This window comes from Comamonas sp. UBA7528 (assembly GCF_002479375.1).
Classification (GTDB): Bacteria; Pseudomonadota; Gammaproteobacteria; order Burkholderiales; family Burkholderiaceae_C; genus Comamonas.
Genome location: NZ_DLMU01000006.1, coordinates 72,928 through 91,322, shown reverse-complemented (window position 1 = coordinate 91,322; position 18,395 = coordinate 72,928). Strand labels below are relative to the sequence as shown.

The 18,395-nt window shown below is 69.1% G+C and carries 15 protein-coding genes; 12 read left to right on the top strand and 3 right to left on the bottom strand.

Annotated features, from left to right (window positions below; translation table 11 throughout):
* The first annotated feature begins 17 nt into the window (after positions 1–17).
* From B3349_RS08385 to B3349_RS08355, 7 genes are all read left to right on the top strand, one after another.
* Positions 18–1,241: an HDOD domain-containing protein gene (locus B3349_RS08385; protein WP_291588216.1), complete on the top strand. Its 1,224-nt coding sequence runs from the start codon at positions 18–20 to the stop codon at positions 1,239–1,241.
* 265 nt (positions 1,242–1,506) lie between these two features.
* The gene (locus B3349_RS08380) at positions 1,507–2,106 is read left to right on the top strand and encodes a LysE family translocator (RefSeq protein ID WP_291588215.1); all 600 of its coding nucleotides are present in this window, start codon (positions 1,507–1,509) and stop codon (positions 2,104–2,106) included.
* Between the two features lie 283 nt (positions 2,107–2,389).
* The gene (locus tag B3349_RS08375) at positions 2,390–3,574 is read left to right on the top strand and encodes an aminotransferase-like domain-containing protein (RefSeq protein WP_291588214.1); all 1,185 of its coding nucleotides are present in this window, start codon (positions 2,390–2,392) and stop codon (positions 3,572–3,574) included.
* 115 nt (positions 3,575–3,689) lie between these two features.
* Positions 3,690–4,640: a PhzF family protein gene (locus tag B3349_RS08370; RefSeq protein ID WP_291588213.1), complete on the top strand. Its 951-nt coding sequence runs from the start codon at positions 3,690–3,692 to the stop codon at positions 4,638–4,640.
* A 127-nt stretch (positions 4,641–4,767) separates the two neighbouring features.
* Positions 4,768–5,439: a histidine phosphatase family protein gene (locus B3349_RS08365; RefSeq protein WP_280012813.1), complete on the top strand. Its 672-nt coding sequence runs from the start codon at positions 4,768–4,770 to the stop codon at positions 5,437–5,439.
* A 115-nt stretch (positions 5,440–5,554) separates the two neighbouring features.
* Positions 5,555–6,193, top strand: a complete 639-nt coding sequence (locus B3349_RS08360) for a hypothetical protein (RefSeq protein WP_291588212.1) — start codon at positions 5,555–5,557, stop codon at positions 6,191–6,193.
* 120 nt (positions 6,194–6,313) lie between these two features.
* Positions 6,314–7,936 carry an alkaline phosphatase D family protein gene (locus B3349_RS08355; protein ID WP_291588211.1) on the top strand — a complete coding sequence of 541 codons (1,623 nt, stop codon included), beginning with the start codon at positions 6,314–6,316 and terminating at the stop codon, positions 7,934–7,936.
* Between the two features lie 225 nt (positions 7,937–8,161).
* Here B3349_RS08355 and B3349_RS08350 read toward each other — a convergent pair whose 3' ends face one another.
* Complete coding sequence (locus tag B3349_RS08350; RefSeq protein WP_291588210.1) at positions 8,162–9,049, bottom strand: creatininase family protein; 888 nt, start codon at positions 9,047–9,049, stop codon at positions 8,162–8,164.
* A 202-nt stretch (positions 9,050–9,251) separates the two neighbouring features.
* Between B3349_RS08350 and B3349_RS08345 the strand changes: the two genes are divergently transcribed.
* From B3349_RS08345 to B3349_RS08330, 4 genes are all read left to right on the top strand, one after another.
* Positions 9,252–10,733, top strand: a complete 1,482-nt coding sequence (locus B3349_RS08345) for an MATE family efflux transporter (protein WP_291588209.1) — start codon at positions 9,252–9,254, stop codon at positions 10,731–10,733.
* Positions 10,734–10,870: 137 nt separating this feature from the next.
* Positions 10,871–13,159: a protein-disulfide reductase DsbD family protein gene (locus tag B3349_RS08340; protein WP_414646864.1), complete on the top strand. Its 2,289-nt coding sequence runs from the start codon at positions 10,871–10,873 to the stop codon at positions 13,157–13,159.
* A gap of 308 nt (positions 13,160–13,467) precedes the next feature.
* Positions 13,468–14,013 (top strand): hypothetical protein, encoded by a 546-nt coding sequence (locus tag B3349_RS08335; RefSeq protein WP_291588208.1) that lies wholly within the window; start codon positions 13,468–13,470, stop codon positions 14,011–14,013.
* 100 nt (positions 14,014–14,113) lie between these two features.
* A complete protein-coding gene (locus B3349_RS08330; protein WP_291588207.1) occupies positions 14,114–14,569 on the top strand; it encodes a CoA-binding protein in 456 nt (151 codons plus the stop codon).
* A gap of 111 nt (positions 14,570–14,680) precedes the next feature.
* On the opposite strand, the gene B3349_RS08325 is transcribed toward B3349_RS08330, so the two are convergent.
* Both B3349_RS08325 and gltS read right to left on the bottom strand, forming a co-directional pair.
* The gene (locus B3349_RS08325; RefSeq protein ID WP_291588206.1) at positions 14,681–15,517 is read right to left on the bottom strand and encodes a GNAT family N-acetyltransferase; all 837 of its coding nucleotides are present in this window, start codon (positions 15,515–15,517) and stop codon (positions 14,681–14,683) included.
* Positions 15,518–15,701: 184 nt separating this feature from the next.
* Positions 15,702–16,931 carry a sodium/glutamate symporter gene (gene gltS, locus B3349_RS08320; protein WP_291588205.1) on the bottom strand — a complete coding sequence of 410 codons (1,230 nt, stop codon included), beginning with the start codon at positions 16,929–16,931 and terminating at the stop codon, positions 15,702–15,704.
* A 293-nt stretch (positions 16,932–17,224) separates the two neighbouring features.
* Between gltS and hemE the strand changes: the two genes are divergently transcribed.
* Entirely contained in the window at positions 17,225–18,337 is a 1,113-nt protein-coding gene (gene hemE / locus B3349_RS08315) for a uroporphyrinogen decarboxylase (protein WP_291588204.1), read from the top strand.
* The last annotated feature ends 58 nt before the right edge of the window (positions 18,338–18,395 follow it).

Genomic DNA, 18,395 nt, shown 5'->3' with positions numbered 1-18,395 from the left:
CGGCCTAATATCGCTGCATGGTTCAGACTGCGCTCACCTCTTTGGCCCTGGGCTACCGCCCACTGTGGAATGCCGCCCGCAAACTGGCGGGTGTGCAGCTGTTCATGCACGAGGGCGGCGACGACCAGCCCGATGTCCCGCATTTCCTGCGCATGCTGCAGGAAATGGCGGCGCCCACGGCGCCCCGGCTCATCCTGTCGCCCCAATCGCGCCACCTGCTGGGTCTGCTGCTGCAGCACACCGTACGCGATGCGCAGCAGCTGATCGAAGTGCGCGGCGAATGGCTGGCCGATTCCGCACTCTACGACCTGGTGCAGCGTGCCCAGGCGCGCGGTGTGCGCATGGTATGGCGCGGCGCGCTCAACGACCTGCCCGATGCCGACAGCGCCCGCTGGTTCACCAGCAGCATGCTGCGCCTGGCACCGCAGGATGCCATCCAGCTGATGCAGCTGTCGCCCGGCGCACCGGCTCCCGAACATCTGGCGCTGCTGGACGGCCAGATGTATGAAGAGCTGCACAGCCGCGCCATCATGCACCGCTGCCTGGACCAGCACCGCGCTGCTGCCATTGTGGGCTGGCCGTCGGAAGACGTGCAGCACAAGCTGCGCGGCGAACGGGCGCTGGCCCCGAGCCACGACCATGTGATGCGCCTGCTCAAGGCCGTGGACGCCGACGAATCCTTTGAAAGCTTCGAACAGATCCTGAGCGAAGACCCCATGCTGGCCTACCGCTTCATGGTGTTCACCAACTCGGCCTCGCTGGCCCTGCGCTCAGGGGTGGACTCGCTGCGCATGGGCTTTGTGATGCTGGGCTACAGCCAGCTCAAGCAGTGGCTGGCCAACCAGTTGACCCAGGCCAGCGCCGACAAGGACCTGCAGCCCATCCGCGCCGCCACCGTGATGCGTGCCCAGCTGACCGAACGCCTGCTGGACCCCGGCGTCAGCCAGGAGCTGCGCAGCGAGGTCTATCTGTGCGGCCTGTTCTCGCGCCTGGACGAGCTGCTGGACGAGCCGCTGAGCCAGACGCTGCAGCGCCTGCCGCTGTCCGAACGCATCCACGAAGCCGCCGTGGAGGAAGACGGCCCCTACGCCCCCAGCCTGCTGCTGGCCAAGGCGCTGGAAAAGGAAGACGGCCCCGTGGTGCGCGAGCTGTGTGCGCGCTATGACATCGACCTGGAGCATGTGAACCGCACGCTGCTGCGCACCATCAGCGAATGGCCGGCCGAGCGCCTGGCGCTGTAAAAAGCGCTCTTCTGCGGCACTGCGCCGAAAATGCTACGGCCAGCGCAGCGGCACGCCCCTTGCGCCATGGCTTCGACGGGCGCGGGCGCCCAGTGCGGCGAACGGAACAGAATGGCGCCACCCGGCTCGGGCAGCCACTCCAGCAGCGCCCCTTCTGGCTTGCTGCACCGCATGCACCCACACACCAGAGGCCACACCCTAGGGATAGCGCCGTAGGCAAGCCGGGTGCGCGCGCCTACAGTGGCGCGGATTGCTTCCGTCTCCCATGCCTTTGCACGAATTCACCGCCCTGCTGGTGCTGGCCTCGGCCATGAGCTTCAGCCCCGGCCCCAACACCACCTTGTCCACCGCCCTGGCCGCCAACCTCGGCCTGCGCCGCAGCATGCGCTTTGTGCTGGCCGTGCCCTGCGGCTGGAGCCTGTTGCTGCTGCTGTGCGCTGCCGGCATCGGCGCCATGGTCACGGCCGCACCGGCGCTGCGCTGGCTGATCCAGGGCGTGGGCATTGCCTATTTGCTATGGCTGGCGTTCCGGTTGTGGAACAGCGGCCAGCTGGCCCAGGCCCGCAGCGAACAGCTGCACGTTGGCTTCTGGCAGGGCGTGGCCCTGCAGTTCGTCAACATCAAGGCCTGGCTGCTGGCGCTCACCATCGTCGCGGGCTGGGTCGCCGGCCAGCCCGATGGCCTGCAGCGCCTGGCCGTGGTGCTGCCGGTCATGGTCTGCTATGCCTTTGCCAGCAACCTGCTTTATGCCTGCATCGGTGCGCTGCTGCGCGGCTGGCTGGCCCAGGGCCGGCGGCTGCTGTGGTTCAACCGGGGCATGGCCGCGCTGCTGGTGCTGACTGCGGCGTGGATGCTGCGGGCCTGAGCCGGCCTCCTATCCTGTCCCCAATTTGGTGCCAGACACCCCCAGACTGCACACAGTTTTTTTCCCCAACTTTCCCAGCCATGCCATCCGCCCCCCCACAATAGCTCTCATCCGCAGCCTGCGTTATCCCCAAAGGCTGTGCCCCTGTTTCCTGCCGACCGTCCCTGCCTGCGCCTGCCGATGCCAGCGCTCGCACTGCTCGCCGGCACATGCTGCACAACGGCATGCTCCTTCCGCCGCAACGCGCCCGCACAGGGCGTGCGCCGATTTTTGAGATTGAGTTATGACGAACTGGACCCTGGCTGCACGTGCCGCCAAGATGAATTCCTCCGCGATCCGCGAAATTCTGAAGCTGACCGACCGCCCCGGCATCATCAGCATGGCCGGTGGCCTGCCTTCCCCCAAGGCTTTCCCCCTGGACGCGTTCACCGCCGCCTGCCAGACCGTGATGCAGCGTGACGGTGCTGCCGCCCTGCAGTACTCCACCACCGAAGGCCTGCCGGCCCTGCGCCAGGCAGTGGCCGATTTCCTGCCCTGGAATGTGGACCCCGAGCAGGTCCTGATCACCACCGGCAGCCAGCAGGCGCTGGACCTGATCGGCAAGGTGTTCCTAGACGCAGGCAGCCGCATCCTGGTCGAAAAGCCCACCTACCTGGGCGCCCTGCAGGCTTTCACCCCCATGGAGCCTGTGGCCGTGGGCGTGGACAGCGATGACGAAGGCATGCTGGTGGAAGACTTTGCCGCCCAGGTCGGCAGCGGTGCCGACAAGGCCCGCGTCGCCTACGTGCTGCCCAACTTCCAGAACCCCACCGGCCGCACCATGAGCGAAGCGCGCCGCCAGGCGCTGGTGGAAAAGGCCAAGGAACTGGACATCCCGCTGGTCGAAGACAACCCCTACGGTGACCTCTGGTACGAAGGCGAGCCCCCCCTGCCCCTGGCCGCGCGCAACCCCGAAGGCGTGATCTACATGGGCTCGTTCTCCAAGGTGCTGGCCCCCGGCCTGCGCATTGGCTTCATCGTGGCGCCCAAGTCGGTCTACGGCAAGCTGACCCAGGCCAAGCAGGCCGCCGACCTGCACACCCCCAGCTTCAACCAGCGCGTGGTGGCCGAAGTCATCAAGGATGGCTTCCTGGACCGCCACGTGCCCACCATCCGCGCCATGTACAAGGCCCAGCGCGACGTGATGCTGGCCGCGCTGGAGCGCGAAATGGCCGGCCTGGACGTGCAGTGGACCCGTCCGGTCGGCGGCATGTTCCTGTGGGTCCAGCTGCCCCAGGGCATGGACGCCCAGGCCCTGCTGGCCAAGGCCGTGGAGCGCCAGATGGCTTTTGTGCCCGGCGCCCCCTTCTACGCCGGCGACGCCCAGACCAACACCCTGCGCCTGTCCTATGTGACCGTGTCGGCCGAGCAGATCAACCAGGGCATCGCCGCCCTGGCGGACGCCATCCGCGCACAATCGCAGGCCTGACCGCCTGCTTGCCGCCACGCCCCGTGCGTGGCGCCTCCGGCGCGGTGCCGGGCTGCCTGAACCCGTTCAGCCACAGCCTGCACCGCGTTGTTCTTTTCTGCCCTTGCCTGCCGCCATGCCAGCCTCCGTCCTGCGCTCCCGCCCCTTGATGACCGTCGATGTCTTCACCGCCGTCCCCTACCTGGGCAACCCGGTGGCGGTAGTGCTGGACGCCAGCGGCCTGTCGGATGCGCAGATGCAGCAGTTCGCCTGCTGGACCAATCTGTCCGAAACCACGTTTGTGCTGCCGCCCAGTGCCGAAGCGGCGGCACAAGGGGCCGATTACCGCCTGCGCATCTTCACGCCCGAGGGCGAGCTGGCCTTTGCCGGCCACCCCACGCTGGGCAGCTGCCATGCCTGGCTGGCCCATGGCGGACAACCGCACAGCAGCACCCATGTGCTGCAGGAATGCCAGCAGGGTCTGGTGCAGATTGCCCGGCGCGACCAGCGCCTGGCGTTCTGCGCCCCGGCACTCCAGCGCCAGGCGGTGGAACCCGCCCTGCTCGCCCAGGTCACGGCGGCACTGGGCCTGGAGCCCGCCCAGGTACTGGCCGCCCAGCAGCTGTACAACGGCAGTCCCTGGATGGGTATGTTGCTGGACGATCCCGACACCCTGCTGGCCCTGGAGCCGGACTGGCCGCGCCTGGCCGCCACCGGCCAGAAGCTGGGACTGGCGGCACGCTACCCGCAGGAAGACACCGGCGCCCTGATCGGCCGCTCCAGCCGCGAAGCGCGTGCCTTTGCCGGCAGCCGCGTGGGCGAAAACGCGCCTGCCGCGGCCAGCGTGCAGCTGGAAGTGCGCGGCCTGGTCTCCTCCCTGACCATGGAAGACCCGGTCACCGGCAGCCTGAACGCAGCCCTGGCCCAGTGGCTGACCGCCGAGGGCTGGCTGCAGGCACCCTATACCGCCAACCAGGGCGTGTGCGTGGGCCGTGCGGGCGAGATCGCCATCACCCCCGATGCCACCGGCGCCCTGTGGGTGGGTGGGCACACGGTCACCTGCGTGCACGGCCAGGTCCTGCTGTAAACACAGGCTCGGCCTCCCGACGGGCGGCCCAGCTCCCCGGACGCACCGGACGCACAGGCGACAGCACACGGTTTTTGCGTCGCCCGCACGACATGTGCGCGCCAGCTGCCTGCCCACAATGCGCGGCATGGGAACCCTCTACCTTGTACGCCACGGCCAGGCATCTTTCGGGGCCGACGACTATGACCAGCTCAGCCCCCGGGGCATGGAGCAGGCTGAGTGCCTGGGCCAGTACTGGCAGGAGCGCGGTCAGCCGTTCGACGCCGTGTTCACCGGCACGCTGCGCCGCCACGCCCAGACGCTGGAAGGCATCGCCCGCCAGCTGCCGGGCCTGCCCGCCGCCGAGGCACTGCCGGCCCTCAACGAATACGACAGCCACGCGCTGATCCGCTGCATCCACCCCGAACCGCTGGGCAAGGCCGACACCCCCGAGCGCTACCGCCACCATTTCCGCCTGCTGTGCGATGCACTGGCCCAGTGGATGAGCGGTGTCATCACCCCAGCCGGCATGCCCAGCTGGGACGACTTCTCCGGCGGCATCCGCAGCACGCTGGAGCGCATCCGCCAGCAGCACGCGGGCGGCAATGTACTGGTGGTCAGCAGCGGTGGCCCCATTTCCGCCGCCGTGGCCCAGGTCCTGGGCACCACGCCCGAAGCCAGCATTGCACTGAACATGCGCATCCGCAACAGCGCGGTGACGGAGTTCAGCATCAGCCCCAAACGCATGATGCTGCAGACCTTCAACACGCTGAACCACCTGGATACGCCGCAGACCCGCGACTGGGCCACCTTCGCCTGACGCAGGCCCGGGCATGTCCCCGGGCGGATCCCCTGGCCTGCGCCCTACCCAGGTCGTAGGGCTTTGCCGATTGGCTTACAACCGGGGTTTTGCACCGCCACGGAGCCTGCGCGCCATGTCCGGAACCATTCTCCGCCCCGAACAAGACCCCTCCCTCGACCCCACGCCCACGGTCGCCACCATGCAGCAGCTGCGCGCACTGCTGGGGCCGGCGGTGCAGGCCCACGAAGCGGTGGCCCTGTTCGATGTAGGCGATTCCGCCTGCTACCTGCTGGTCAGCGAAGGCAACCAGGGCCACCCCACGCCGGTGGTGCACTACATGCACCTGGGCCTGCACATGCTGACGCAGCGCACCTTCAAGCGCGACATGCCCACGCCCGCCCAGCTGGAGGCCGGCATCATGGTGGTGGAAGACGCCGTGATGCCGCTGGCCCGCCTGGTGCCACCCCACACCGTGCTGGCCACGCGCGATCCGCTGCTGCTGCAGATCGCCCGCCTGGCCGCCGGCGATCCGGAGCTGGGCATGTTGCCGCCCGCCCCCGATTGCGCACCTCCCGCCGTCACGCGCGAGGCCATCGAGGCGCTGTTCGAGCGCCTGGTGGCCCAGTCCAGCCGCCACTACGGCGGCCTGGACCCGGATCTGCCCGGTGATCCGCACGGGGCTGCGGCCCTGCTGATCCTGCGCGAGGCGCTGCACCATTGGCAGTTCACCCACCTGCGCCTGCTGCCGCGCGGCATGGATGCGGTCGGCTGAGACCGACCACCCCGGCCCGTCGGCACACCGGTCGGCTGGCATGCGGCCCTGCCGGCCTAACGGGGCTACGGTCACCGCCATCGGAAGCGCCGCAGCTCCGGAACGCATCACCCGCCTGCCATGACCCTGCCTCTCTTTTCTCGCCAGCCGCCCACCCGCCGACAGCTGCTGCAGGCCTCCTGCCTGGGCAGCGCACTGGGGCTGCTGCCCGCCTGGGCCCGCAGTGCCCCTGCCGGCGGAATCGCCCACCCCGACCACGACCCGTTCACCCTGGGCGTGGCCAGTGGCGACCCGCAGCCCGATAACGTGCTGCTCTGGACCCGGCTGACGCCGCCCGCCCACTGGCTGGGCCAGGCGGATGCGCCGCAGTTGTCGGCGCTGACGGTGCGCTGGGAGCTGGCCCACGACCCGGGTTTTCGTCGCATCGCCGCCAGCGGCCAGGCCCAGGCACTGCCGGAATGGGGCCATGCCGTGCATGTGCAGGTCAACGGGCTGGCAGCGGGGCGCAGCTACTTCTACCGCTTCATGCAGGGCGATGCCACCAGCACCACCGGCCGCTGCTGCACCGCGCCAGCACCCGGTGCGACGGTGCAGCGGCTGCGCCTGGCCTTTGCCTCCTGCCAGCGCTGGGAGCACGGCCACTACGCCGCCTGGCGTTCCGTAGTGCAGGACCAGCCGGACCTGGTGCTGTTTCTGGGCGACTACATCTACGAGTACGCCCAGCCCGCCAAGACCGAAGGCCTGGCCCGTCCCCAGCCGCTGCCCACGGCCCGCACCCTGCAGGACTACCGCGACCGCTATGCACTGCACAAAAGCGATCCGCTGCTGCAGGCCGCCCACGCCCAGTGCAACTGGAGCGTGATCTGGGACGACCACGAGGTGGAAAACGACTATGCGGCCGACCAGGGCCTGGGCGAGGCCACCGCCTTTCTGGCCCGGCGCATGGCCGCCTGGCAGGCGTTCTATGAAAACATGCCGCTGCGCGCCGGGGCACTGCAGCGCAGCATGCAGGGGCTGCAGCTGTACCGCAGTCTGCACTGGGGATCGCTGGCCCGGTTCCATCTGCTGGATGGCCGCCAGTACCGCAGCCCGCAAGCCTGCCGCACACCGGGCAAGGCCGACAGCGGCAGCGTGCACGCGGACCGCTGCCCGAAGCTGTTCGCCCCCGCCCGCAGCTTTCTGGGCCGGGAGCAGGAAGCCTGGCTGGGCCGCCAGTTGCAGGCCGACAGCCGCCACCGCGCGGAAGCCGCCCGGTGGAGCGTGGTCGCCCAGACCACCTTGTTCACCGCCCGCCGCAGGCCCAGCGGCGCCCAGTCCACCGACAGCTGGGACGGCTACCCGGCAGCCCGCCAGCGCCTGACCCGGCAGATCGCCGACGCCGCCCCGCACAACAGCGTGCTGCTGGGCGGTGACATCCACCAGAACTATGTCTGCGCCGTCCCCACCCTGGCCGACCGCCCGCTGGACAAGGACAACCCCGTACTGGCCAGCGAGTTCTGCGGCACCTCCATCAGCTCGCGCAGCGGTACCAGCCAGGACAAGGTGGACGCCCTGCGCGCCCACAACCCCCAGGTGCTGCTGGCCCGCTGTGAAGAACGCGGCTACAGCCTGGTGGACATCACCCCCCAGACCCTGCGCACCCAATTGCGCGCCGTGGCCGACCCGCTGAGCGCCGACAGCCCGGTCTACACCCTGGCGCAGTTTGTGGTGGAGAGTGGGAAGGCAGGGCCTGTGGCGGCGTGATTCCAATAGGCTGTTTGTGCGCCGCTGTCAGACGCTCTGCTTTGAGTCGGCTGCAGTCCTCGTCGTGCGGCGTGATTCGGAGGCCGGGATTTCGCTCCGGCCTCGGCCAACAAAGCCACAGCAGAAGCTGACTAGAAACAGGTTCCAGCGCCACGTGCAAGCGCACAAGCAGCTATCCAAACAGCATCCATCACGCAGCACAAGCCAAGCTGTGCAACAGCCACCTCACCCCAGCGGCGTAGGCTCCGCCCCCACGGTGCTCGCCGGCAGCCGGTGTATCTCCTCCAGCAGCGCCGCCAGGCTCACGCCCACCGCATCTACCAGCGCCTGGCCACGCGCCGCATCGGCCGCGGCCGCGTTGCCGGCGGCCCCACAGGGGTTGTAGTCCTGCATGGCCCAGCCCAGCTTGGCGCTTTTTCCATTGCCCAGAATGGGGTAGTGCTGCGCGCGCTGCTCGGAGGTGGAGCTGAAATTCTGCGCATGCTCCATGTGCACCCGCTCGGGCGCCAGGTGCAGCAGCATGGAAGTCTCCATTTCCCCGCCGTGCACGCCAAAGCGGTGCTCATGGGCGCTGAAGGCCTGGTCGCTGCCCTGCAACGGCAGGTTGAACCAGCTGCTGTGGTAGACCAGCAGACCGCACTGCATGCGCAGCTGGCGCGCGACGATGTCCATGCTGCTGACATTGCCGCCGTGGGCGTTGAAGATCAGCAGCTTGTGCACGCCCGCCCGGGCCACACAGGCACCGATCTCGGTCCACAGCGCCAGCAGCGTGGCAGGCGACAGGCCCAAGGTGCCGGCATAGCTTTCGTGCTCCAGGCTCAGGCCGATCTGCTGCGTGGGCAGCACCAGCACCGGGGTGTCGGCTGGCAGGTGCGGCAGCGCCGCGGCCACCATGCCGTCCACCAGGGTGCTGTCCACCGACAGCGGCAGGTGCGGGCCATGCTGCTCCACCGCGCCCACGGGCAGCACGGCCACGGTGGAGGCGGCCAGACCGTTGGTCTGCGCCAGCGCAAAGTCGCGCGCCGACACCTGGGCCCAGTAGCGGGCGGGCCAGCGCGGCATCGCGGAGGAATCGGGGGCGGCAGGCTGGGGGGGGAAAGTGCGGGAGGCCATGGCCGCATCTTAGAGGCTTGGCGCCCGGATCTGGCGACAGCCCCGCAGAGGGCATGCGAAGGGCATGCAGAGGTCCAGCAGGTCACCGGAATCCGTACGGGCCCCGGTGGAAACCGTCCCTTCGCCGATGGTGCGCATCTCGCGGACAGGTCTGCGTCACATGGCGGCTGGACAGCCGGCCGCCGCCCGCCACAATGCCGACATGGCATCCACACCGCACCGCGCTCCCATCCGCGACCTGACCCAAGGCCCCATCGCCCGCACCCTGGTGGCGTTTGCGCTGCCGATTCTGGCGGGCAATGTGCTGCAGTCGCTCAACGGCTCGGTCAATGCCGTGTGGGTGGGCAAGTACCTGGGCGAGGCGGCATTGACGGCCACGGCCAATGCCAACAACATCCTGTTCCTGCTGATCGGTCTGGTGTTTGGCGTGGGCATGGCGGCCACCATCCTGGTGGCCCAGGCCATGGGGGCCAAGAACCTGGCCCAGGCCCGGGCGGTGATGGGCACCAGCGCCAGTTTCTTTGGTGCGGTGTCGGTGCTGATCGCCGTGGTGGGCTTTCCGCTGTCGCGGCTGATCCTGCAGTGGATGGACACGCCCGATGCCGCGCTGCCACTGGCGGAAAGCTATCTGCGCATCATCTTCCTGGCCATGCCGCTGCTGTATCTGTTTGCCTTTGTCTCCGCCGTGCTGCGCGGCGCAGGCGACACGCGCACGCCTTTCCTGTTCCTGCTGCTGGTGGTGGTGCTGGATGTGCTGCTGAACCCGCTGCTGATCTTTGGCTGGGGTCCGGTGCCGCGCATGGGCATCACCGGCGCCGCCACGGCCACGCTGGTGGCCAATGCCATCAGCTTTGTGGCCATGCTGCTGTGGCTGTACCGCCGCCGCCACCCGCTGTGGATAGGCCGCAGCGAGCTGCACCTGTTCCGCCCCCAGCCCACCATCGTGCGCACCCTCATCACCAAGGGGCTGCCGATGGGAGCGCAGATTGTGCTGATCTCCCTGGCCATGATCATGGTGATGCGCCTGGTCAATCTGCATGGGGTCGAGCTGTCGTCCGCCTACGGCGCGGCCTTGCAGCTGTGGACCTATGTGCAGATGCCGGCCATGGCCATCGGGGCGGCCTGCTCGTCCATGGCGGCACAGAACGTGGGCGCCCGCCGCTGGGACCGGGTGGACGGCACGGCCCGCGCCGGGGTCTGGGCCAATGTGGGCATGACCGGTCTGCTGATCGCGCTGATCGTGCTGGCCGACCGGCTGGTCCTGGGCTGGTTTCTGCCGGCCGGCAGCGCTGCGCTGGAGCCGGCGCGCCACCTGAACCACATCGCCATCGGCTCCTTTGTGTTCTTTGGCGTGACCTTTGTGCTGTCGGGTGTGGTGCGCTCCACCGGCGCGGTGATTCCGCCCCTGGTCATTCTGGGTCTGGCGCTATGGGGCGTGCGCGTGCCCGTGGCGCAGTGGATGCAGCCCTGGCTGGGGGTGGACGCCATCTGGTGGAGCTTTCCCATCAGTTCGCTGTGCGCCATGCTGCTGAGCCTGGCCTACTACCGCTGGGGCCATTGGCGCCAGGCCCATATGCTGCCCGACGGGCCCGCCACGCCCCAGGCCACACCGGCCGAGGTCGGCGGCCAGCCGCCAACCCCCGTGTGCAGCCTGGGCGGGGATGATCCTGAAGCCAACCGCTGACCGCCACCGGCGCCAACGCCCCGGTGCGCTTGCTGCTGCAACGCCAATATCAGCACGCACAGCGGTGCGGCAGGGCGGCCCGGCGACCGGTTTTCTGCGCAGGAACCAAAATGGCGTCTGCGCCTCCAACTTCCGCCATGCCCGTTTTGCCCTCCACCGCCCCGCTCCCCCGCCTTCGTCTCACTGCTTTTTTTGCGCTCCTCAGCGCACTGACATTGGCGTGTCTGCTCCTTTTTTCGGGTAGCGCGCAGGCACAGATCCAGCTCAAGCTGGGATCGGCCCAGGCCGCCACGGCAGCCCCCGGCGCATCGGCGACGGTGGAAACCCCGCGCGTGCGGGCCGAGCTGGTGGCCCTGGCCCCCGAGGGCATTGCTCCTGGTCAGCCCCTGACCCTGGGGCTGCGCATCCACCACCAGCCCGGCTGGCACACCTACTGGAAGAACGCCGGCGATTCCGGCCTGGCCACCCAGCTGAGCTGGCAACTGCCGGCCGGCATCACCGCTGGCGACATTGCCTGGCCCATGCCCCAGCAGATCCGGGTCGGCGATCTGCTGAACTACGGCTATGAAGGCACCGTGCTGCTGCCCGTGCCCGCCACCATCGCGGCCGGCTTTGCACCGGACGCCCAGGGCATGGTCCGCATCCAGCTGCAGGCCAGCTGGCTGGTGTGCCGGGTGGAATGCATTCCCGAGGACGGCAGCTTCACGCTGGACCTTCCCGCACAAGGCAGCGTGGCCATGGCGGCCGCCGACTTTGCGGCGGCCGCCCGGCTGGCCCCCCAGGCCTTGCAAGGCGACGCGCGCTTTACCGTGCTGCCCGGCGGCGAGCGCCTGCAACTGCAGGTGAACGGCCTGCCCGCCGCCGCCCAGGGCCAGACCCTGGCCTTCTACCCGGAATCCAGCGACACCTTCCGCCATGCCGCCGAACTGGGCAAGGACTGGACCCAGGCCTGGAAGGGCAGCACCTGGACGGCCGAGCTGCCGCTGTCCGAGATGCGCGGCGACACGCCCGCCCGCCTGCCGGTCGTGCTGGGCCTGCCCACCGCGGGCAGCGATGTGGTCCATGCCCCGCCTGCCCAGGCCTGGCGCATGGAGGCGCCGGTCGAAGGCCAGTGGAAAGCCGTGCAGCTGGCCACCGTCTCCCCGGCGCTGGCGGCGGCACTGGAGGCCAACCGCAATGCCGCCACGCCCGCGCCACCGGCCCCCGGCGCCAGCGCTTCCAGCCTGTGGCTGGCGGTGCTGGGCGGTCTGATCGGCGGCCTGATCCTGAATCTGATGCCCTGCGTCTTCCCCGTGCTGGCCATCAAGCTGCTGGCCCTGGCCCAACCGGACACCGCCCCGGCCGCACGCCGTACCGCCGGCCTGGCCTATGGCGCGGGCGTGGTGCTGAGCTTTCTGGCCCTGGGCGGCCTGCTGCTGGGCCTGCGCGCGGCAGGGGAACAACTGGGCTGGGGTTTCCAGCTGCAGTCCCCGGCCGTGGTGGCCCTGCTGGCCGCGCTGTTCACGCTGATCGGCCTGAACCTGGCGGGCCTGTTCGAGCTGCGCATGCTGCTGCCCAGCCGCTGGGCCAGCGCCCAGGCCCGCCACCCGGTGGTGGATGCGCTCCTGTCAGGCGTGCTGGCCGTGGCCATCGCCTCCCCCTGCACCGCGCCCTTCATGGGGGCGTCGCTGGGCTTTGCCGTGGGCATGCCGGCCGTGCAGGCGCTGACGGTGTTTGCCGCCCTGGGCGTGGGCATGGCCCTGCCTTTTGTCGTCGTGGGCTGGGTGCCGGCCCTGCTGCGCTGGCTGCCCCGCCCCGGCGCGTGGATGGACACCTTCCGCCGCGCCATGGCTTTTCCCATGTTCGCCACCGTGGTCTGGCTGGTCTGGGTGCTGGGCCAGCAAAGCGGTATCGACGGCAGCGCCGCACTGCTGGGCCTGCTGCTGCTGCTGGCCGCCCTGGTGTGGGCGCTGACGCTGCAGGGACGCAGCCGCTGGGCGCTGGGCGCCCTGGTGCTGGCCCTGGCCGTGTGGCTGCTGCCCACGGCAGGCCGCCTGGTGGTGCAACCGGTGGAGGCCGCCACATCGGCTTCCGCAGGCCACAGCACCGCACTGTGGCAGCCCTGGAGCGCCGAGCGGGTCGCCAGCCTGCAGGCCGCCGGCCAGCCCGTGTTTGTGGATTTCACCGCGGCCTGGTGCGTGACCTGCCAGTTCAACAAGAAAACCACGCTGTCCGACACGGACGTGCTGGCCGACTTTGCCGCGCGCCAGGTGGCCCTGCTGCGTGCCGACTGGACACGGCGCGACCCGGCCATCACCGCCGAACTGGCGCGCCTGGGCCGCAGCGGCGTGCCGGTCTATGTGCTCTACGCGCCGGGCAAGGCCCCGCAGGTGCTGACCGAGCTGCTGTCCACCACCGAAGTGCGCCAGGCCCTGGCAGCGCTGTAAACGCGTCACCGCTCCTGCCCGGGCGGAGAAGCCCGCCGCCGCCTGGGCCCATGCCACATGCACTGCGCAACGACGTGAGTGCCTCCTTGCGGCCAGGGGACAACAACTTGCGCCGTGGATCAGGCCGCCCGTCGCCGCCGCAGGGGACTGCGCCCTCGAAGACCAAGGGTTAACACCTAATCAATCCGCCCAACGGACCCACTTGGCCTACACGCAGCAGCAGGCCAAGCCCCCTAGACTGGCTCCAGACAGTGCGCAGGCGCAGTGGCGGCATCCCCCGCCGTACGTCCCGCCGCGAGGAGATTGCCATGGCCAGCATCCAGCTTTCCGTCCTGATCCCCACTCCCCGGCGCACGCCGCGCCAGCGCGTGCTGCTGTGCGGCGCCGCCGTGTTCGGCCTGCTGGCCAGTGTGGCGGTGCTGCCCACGGTGTGGAACCTGCTGACCTTGCTGCACACGCTGCCGCACTGGGACCTGCTGGAACGCATGCTGGCCCATTCCCCGATGACCGCCTGGCTGCTGATGCTGGCCTGGGGTGCGGCGGTGCCGCTGTGCCTGCTGGCCACGCTGTTCGGCGGCCTGCACTGGCGCGGTGCCCTGCTCACGGTAGGGGCCCTGCTGCTGGCCGTGGTCTGGTACATGCACATGCCGGCGCTGCAGCAGTGCAGCCTGTTGTCCGGCCTGGGCGATGCCTGCCGCCTGCTGCAGGCTGTCTACCCGCTGAGCCTAGGCCTGGCGGTGGCGGTCTACCTGTTCGGTCTGGTGGTGCTGCTGCTCAGCGGCCTGGGCCTGGTGAGCCTGGCGCCCGCCGATGAAGACCCACTGAACCGCGACCGCTACCACTACGGGGTCTGAGTTCGGCAGACAGATCGCGTGGGAGCATGCGGCAAGCGCCTCCCGGGCACTGCGTCCGCGGGTGACAGACGGGCAGTGCCAGATGCCGCACACTGTGCCCATGATCACCACCGCATCCGACACCGCCCTGCGGGACCTGCTGCAGGCCGCCCCCACCATCGTCGTCGTGGGTCTCTCACCCCAGGCCGATCGCCCCAGCCACGAAGTGGCCGCCTACCTGCAGCAGCATGGGCTGCGCACGATTCCCGTCAACCCGGTGGTCGCCGCCGCAGGCGGCCAGATTCTGGGCGAGCGCGTCTACGCCAGCGTGACGGAGGCCGCCGCCGGCCTGGCCGCCGAAGGGCTGGAGGTGGATATCGTGGATTGCTTCCGCAAGAGCGAGGCCATCGGCCCCATCGCCCAGGAAGCCGTGGTCGTGGGCGCGCGCTGCCTGTGGCTGCAGCAGGGCGTGGTCAACGCCGAAGCCGCAACCCTGGCCGCGCAGGCCGGGCTGATGGTGGTGCAGGACGCCTGCATCAAGCTGGAACACCGCCGTCTGCTGGACGCTGCGGCCTGAGACAGAGGCACCTGGCACTGCGCTGCAACCCAAGGGATGCGGAGCACCCGATGGGTTCCAAACGCAGAAGGGGCGCCCCGCGGAAGCGCCCCAACCATCAGCCAAGGGGATTCAGCAGCCCAGCATGCGCCGGTAGCGCGCAGGAAGATCCGCAATCTGCAGCATGATGGGCAGATCGGCCGTCTGGAAATCGGGGTCCCACGCCGGAGCCCCCAGCACCCGGGCCCCCATGCGCAGATAGCCGTGCACCAGCGGCGGCAGCTCCACCACCGGCTGGGGCTGGGCCGCAATCTCGGCTTCGCGCAGGGGCAGCGGCAGCAGCGGGCGCACATGCCACTGCGGCTGGCAATGGCTTTTGGCCGGCAGCTGCGCCCAGATGCGCGCGGCGCCTTCGCCATAGGTCAGCCCGGGGTGGTGCAGCGGCAGGCTGGCACAGCCCACCATGGACTGCAGCCGGTTGCGCTGCATGAAGTCGGCCAACGCGCCCCACAGCGCCAAGATGGCGGCACCGCTGCGGTAGTCCTGGTGCACGCAGCTGCGGCCCAGCTCCACCATGTCGTTGCGCAAGGGCGCCAGCGCGCTGCAGTCAAACTCGCCTTCGGAGTACAGGCCGCCGGCGCGGCGGGCCTGGCTGGGGGTCAGCAGGCGGTAGGTGCCCACCACCTTCTGCGTGACCTGGTCTCGCACCAGCAGGTGTTCACAGAAATCGTCGAAATGGTCCACATCGTGGCCCGGCAGGCTGTGGGGCTGGTCGGTGGGCAGTTTGGCACCCAGTTCGCCGGCAAAGATCTGGTGGCGCAGGCGCTGGGCGGCACGCACCTCGTCCAGATGGCGGGCCCAGCCTACACTCAGTGCCGGGCTGGCGGCGCCGCGACTCTGGGGAACAGGGGTGGACGACAGCGGGCTGCTGCCCAGTGCGCCCACGTCGGGAATGCTGATGCTGTCCATGCGGCCTCCACCCCCTGCGGGGAATTCGTGTGAGTCCGAAGCCGGGTCTGTCACGGCAGTGGTTGTCCGCACTGCCGTCCCTGTTGGCTCGCTCCGTCTCACAGCACGCAGTGTGCGTGCCGCATATGTCACCCCCGTGATGGTCGCGTGACAGCGGCATGTCACTGCCGCCCTTCGCGCCCGCTCAGCGTGCCATGAACTGCACCACCAGGGCGTTGATGATGTCCACAAAGAAGCCGCAGACCAGCGGCACCACGATGAAGGCCCGGTGCGCCGCGCCATGGCTGCGTGCCACGGCCGTCATGTTCGCCACGGCCGTGGCCGTGGAGCCCAGCGTGATGCCGCCAAAGCCCGCGCAGATCACCACCGCCTCGTAGTCACGCCCCATGGCGCGGAACACCACGAAGGCGGTGAAGACAATGGCCATCAGCACCTGCAGTACCAGCACCGTCAGCACAAAGCCCAGAGATCCCTGCAGCACCCACAGCTGCAGACCCATCAGCGCCATGGTCAGGAACAGGCCCAGACAGATGTCCGAAATCATGGCCAGGCCCTGGCGCATGCTCTGCCAATGGAACTGGCCCAGCTTGTGCTGCTTGCGGCCCAACATCCAGCGCCCGGCGGTGTTGCGCAGCACGATGCCGCCGATCAGGCAGCCCACGAACATGGGCAGCTGCAGGCCCATTTCCTGAAACAGCGGGGTCAGCACACCGCCGATCATCAGCGCCATGTTCAGCCACAGCCAGGCGCGCAGCACGCCGTAGTAGTCCAGCGTGACCGCCGCCTGCTTGTTGGACACGCCCACATCCAGCGGCCGGGCATCGCTGCCGTGGATGGCATGGCGGCGCATCAGCCAGCCGGCGATGGGGCCGCCAATGCTGCAGGCGGCAATCAGCCCCACCATATTGGTGGCCATGCCCAGTTCCATGGCATTGGCGATCTGCAGTTGGTCCACGAAGTGCGGTGCCCAGGTCAGCGTGGTGGCCACGCCACCGGTCAGGGCGATGGAGCCGGTCATCAGCCCGGCACGCGGGTCCAGCCCGAACAGTCCGGCAAGTCCCATGCCCAGCACATTCTGCAGCACGATGAAGCCCGATGCCAGCACCAGCAGGATGGCCAGCGGCTTGCCGCCTTCCTTGAGCGTCTTGAGGTCGGACTTCAGACCGATGCCGGCAAAGAAGTACAGCAGCAACTGGTCACGCACCTGCAGATCGAACTCGATGCGCAGCCCCAGCACGCCATAGGCCAGCCCCACCACGCAGGCGCACAGGAAACCACCTACCACCGGCTCGGGGATGTTGTAGCGGCGCAGCGGCTCCCAGGCGGCCGCCAGCTTCTGCCCCACGAAGAACAGCAGGATGGCCAGCGTGAAGCTCTGGAAGGCAGGAATGTGCAAGGTCTCGGGCAAGGTCACGGTACGGAGGCTCTTTCGTCACAAAGCAGCGCATCCTACCCAAGCCCGCCGCCGCGCGCACCCCTCCCCCTGCTGCCGGCGCCCCCGCACCCCGCGGTTTGCGCTGCGTCAGCTTCGGCGCGGGAACCCCGCTGCCACAGTGCGGCATGCCGGTGCGTGCAAAAGGCATCCGGTACACTGCCCGCTCCCCCCGTATACCTGCCTTGCCGGGCGCTGCCAGCGCGCTGCCCGGCCCCGGCACGCTGGTGTGCGCCTTTGCTGCCGCATGCCAACCCACCCGTGTGAGCCTTTTCATGTCTTTTGCCCCCCTTCAGAACGACACCTTTCTGCGCGCCTGCCGCCGCCAGGCCACCGATTACACGCCGCTGTGGCTGATGCGCCAGGCCGGCCGCTACCTGCCCGAATACCGCGCCACCCGCGCCCAGGCCGGCAGCTTCATGGGCCTGGCCACCAACGTGGACTACGCCACCGAGGTCACGCTGCAGCCGCTGGAACGCTTTCCGCTGGATGCGGCCATCCTGTTCAGCGACATCCTCACCGTGCCTGACGCCATGGGCCTGGGCCTGACCTTCGCCCAGGGTGAGGGGCCCAAGTTCGCCAAGGTGGTGCGCGATGAAGCGGCCGTGGCCCAGTTGGCCGTGCCCGATATGGACAAGCTGCGCTATGTGTTCGATGCCGTCACCAGCATCCGCAAGGCGCTGAACGGCCGCGTGCCGCTGATTGGGTTCTCCGGCAGCCCCTGGACGCTGGCTTGCTACATGGTGGAAGGCGGCGGCAGCGACGACTACCGCCTGGTCAAGAGCCTGATGTACGCCCGCCCGGACCTGATGCACCGCATCCTGGAAGTGAATGCCGACAGCGTGGCCGTGTACCTGAATGCCCAGATCGACGCCGGCGCCCAGGCAGTGATGATTTTTGACAGCTGGGGCGGCGTGCTGGCCGACGGCATGTTCCAGCAGTTCAGCCTGGCCTACACCAAGCGCGTGCTCAGCCAGCTCAAGCGCACCGGCGTGGATGGCCAGGACGTGCCGCGCATTGTCTTCACCAAGGGCGGTGGCATCTGGCTGGACCAGATGAACGCGCTGGACTGCGAAGTGCTGGGCCTGGACTGGACCGCCAACCTGGGCCAGGCCCGTGCCATCGTCGGCGGCGCCGTCGGCGGCCCTGGCAAGGCGCTGCAAGGCAATATCGATCCGAACGTGCTGTTTGCCCCGCCCGAGCAGGTGGCCGCCCAGGCGCGTGCCGTGCTGGACAGCTTTGGCAAGCCCCATACCGACAAGACCACCACCGGCCCCACCCACATCTTCAACCTGGGCCATGGCATCAGCCAATTCACCCCGCCCGAACATGTGTCCGCGCTGGTGGAAGCGGTGCACAGCCACTCGCGCACGCTGCGCCAAGGCTGAGCCTCTACCCCTGTGGGGGTGCCATCCGGCCGTGGTGACCCCACGGCTTTTTTGTCGC

What these genes read in the sequence shown, in the direction of transcription:
- B3349_RS08370 (WP_291588213.1), top strand. Translation starts at nt 3,690, where the DNA reads ATGCCAGCCTCCGTCCTGCGCTCCCGCCCCTTGATGACCGTCGATGTC.
- B3349_RS08365 (WP_280012813.1), top strand. Translation starts at nt 4,768, where the DNA reads ATGGGAACCCTCTACCTTGTACGCCACGGCCAGGCATCTTTCGGGGCC.
- B3349_RS08385 (WP_291588216.1), top strand. Translation starts at nt 18, where the DNA reads ATGGTTCAGACTGCGCTCACCTCTTTGGCCCTGGGCTACCGCCCACTG.
- hemE (WP_291588204.1), top strand. Translation starts at nt 17,225, where the DNA reads ATGTCTTTTGCCCCCCTTCAGAACGACACCTTTCTGCGCGCCTGCCGC.
- B3349_RS08375 (WP_291588214.1), top strand. Translation starts at nt 2,390, where the DNA reads ATGACGAACTGGACCCTGGCTGCACGTGCCGCCAAGATGAATTCCTCC.
- B3349_RS08355 (WP_291588211.1), top strand. Translation starts at nt 6,314, where the DNA reads ATGACCCTGCCTCTCTTTTCTCGCCAGCCGCCCACCCGCCGACAGCTG.
- B3349_RS08325 (WP_291588206.1), bottom strand. Translation starts at nt 15,517, where the DNA reads ATGGACAGCATCAGCATTCCCGACGTGGGCGCACTGGGCAGCAGCCCG.
- B3349_RS08345 (WP_291588209.1), top strand. Translation starts at nt 9,252, where the DNA reads ATGGCATCCACACCGCACCGCGCTCCCATCCGCGACCTGACCCAAGGC.
- B3349_RS08350 (WP_291588210.1), bottom strand. Translation starts at nt 9,049, where the DNA reads ATGGCCTCCCGCACTTTCCCCCCCCAGCCTGCCGCCCCCGATTCCTCC.
- B3349_RS08380 (WP_291588215.1), top strand. Translation starts at nt 1,507, where the DNA reads ATGCCTTTGCACGAATTCACCGCCCTGCTGGTGCTGGCCTCGGCCATG.
- B3349_RS08340 (WP_414646864.1), top strand. Translation starts at nt 10,871, where the DNA reads ATGCCCGTTTTGCCCTCCACCGCCCCGCTCCCCCGCCTTCGTCTCACT.
- B3349_RS08360 (WP_291588212.1), top strand. Translation starts at nt 5,555, where the DNA reads ATGTCCGGAACCATTCTCCGCCCCGAACAAGACCCCTCCCTCGACCCC.
- B3349_RS08335 (WP_291588208.1), top strand. Translation starts at nt 13,468, where the DNA reads ATGGCCAGCATCCAGCTTTCCGTCCTGATCCCCACTCCCCGGCGCACG.
- B3349_RS08330 (WP_291588207.1), top strand. Translation starts at nt 14,114, where the DNA reads ATGATCACCACCGCATCCGACACCGCCCTGCGGGACCTGCTGCAGGCC.